Annotated in this window: 1 protein-coding gene; it reads right to left on the bottom strand. The window is 62.2% G+C overall.

The features are described from left to right. Window positions 1-20 precede the first annotated feature (20 nt). Window positions 21-1,076 (bottom strand): IS110 family transposase, encoded by a 1,056-nt coding sequence (locus ACPXCG_RS23940; protein ID WP_425794889.1) that lies wholly within the window; start codon window positions 1,074-1,076, stop codon window positions 21-23. Window positions 1,077-1,325: the final 249 nt, after the last annotated feature.

The following is a 1,325-nucleotide window of genomic DNA, read 5'->3' as shown; positions in this document are numbered from 1 at the left end:
GGCTACTCATAGCTCCTATGTCAAGCGGCTGCTTGAGTGTCGGGTTGTGTGCGGGTGTTGTGGTCGGCGGTGAGGGCGGCGAAGACGACTCGGGAGATTCGGCGTTTGAGGCATCGCAGTGCCTCGGTTTTGGTTTTGGATTCGCGTTGTTTCTTGTCGTAGTAGGCCTTGCCGAGGCTGTCGTTGCGTCCGGTCTGGGTGATCGCGATCCGGTGAATCGCGGCATTGAGTTGTCGGTTGCCTGAGCGGGTGAGTCGGACTCGTCCGGCTGTGTTGCCTGACCACACCGGCACCGGCGCCACTCCGGCGTGGCGGGCGAACTTGGCCTCATCGGCGAATCTGGTGACGTTGGCGGTCTCGCCGATGATCTTGGCCGCGGTGAGTTCGGCACATCCCACCACTTCGAGCAGCGCGGGTGCCGCCGGGGTGACCAGTGCGGTGATGCGGCGTGTGTAGGTCTTGATCCGCACGGTCAACTCGACGATGTCGGTCAGTTGTTCACGGGCGAGTTCGGCGATGATCTGTGTCTGGTTCTCCAGCCACCCTCCGACTCTCTTCTGCTGCTTGATTCGGTCCATCGAACGGGGCTCAATCTCGAATCCGGGGTCGATTTCGTGCACGTTCCACTGCAATCGGTTGATGATTGCTGTGCGTTGGGCGACAAGGATTTCACGGTGATCGACAAGCAGTTTCAACTCGCGGGAGAGGTCGTCGTGCTCGGCGACGGGCAGGTCGGGTTCGCGGGCAGCGGCGCGTGCCACCGCCAACGCATCGATCGGATCGGATTTACCGCGATCGCGGCCGATCCGCCGATACTCGGCCATCAGGTGCGGGGTCACCCGCACCACCTTCTGCCCGGCGCCGAGTAGGTCGCGTTCCAGGCGTGCCGACAGGTTGCGGCAGTCCTCGATAGCCCACACCACCTCAGTGCCGTAGCGCTCACCGATCCAGCACATCGCCTGGCGATGCCCGGGCGTGGTGGCCTTGACTGTTTTCTGTTCGAGTCGACGTCCGGCTTCATCGACGGCGACGAAGGTGTGTGAACGCTTGTGTACATCGGCTCCCACCACGATCATGGGTGTGGCCTCCAATCAATCAACGGGGTTGTGAGGTTGGACCGGCCGGCCGACACATCTCAGTGTGGGAGTTGCTGCTGCCACGCTCCTATCAAGTCAGGCCGGTCGGTTTCCCATCACCAGCAGTCGGCACAACGAGTACAGGCCAACCCCTTGACGAGCAGGGGACACGGCACCCGGCGGGAGAGCCAGACAACTGGTGATCAGAACCCAACCACCACCGAAGTGGCACATCAACCTTCACACTGA

This window comes from Gordonia sp. DT218, assembly GCF_049847105.1.
GTDB lineage: Bacteria > Actinomycetota > Actinomycetes > Mycobacteriales > Mycobacteriaceae > Gordonia.
Note: the sequence above shows the minus strand (reverse complement) of the source record. Positions and strands in the feature narration are given on the sequence as shown.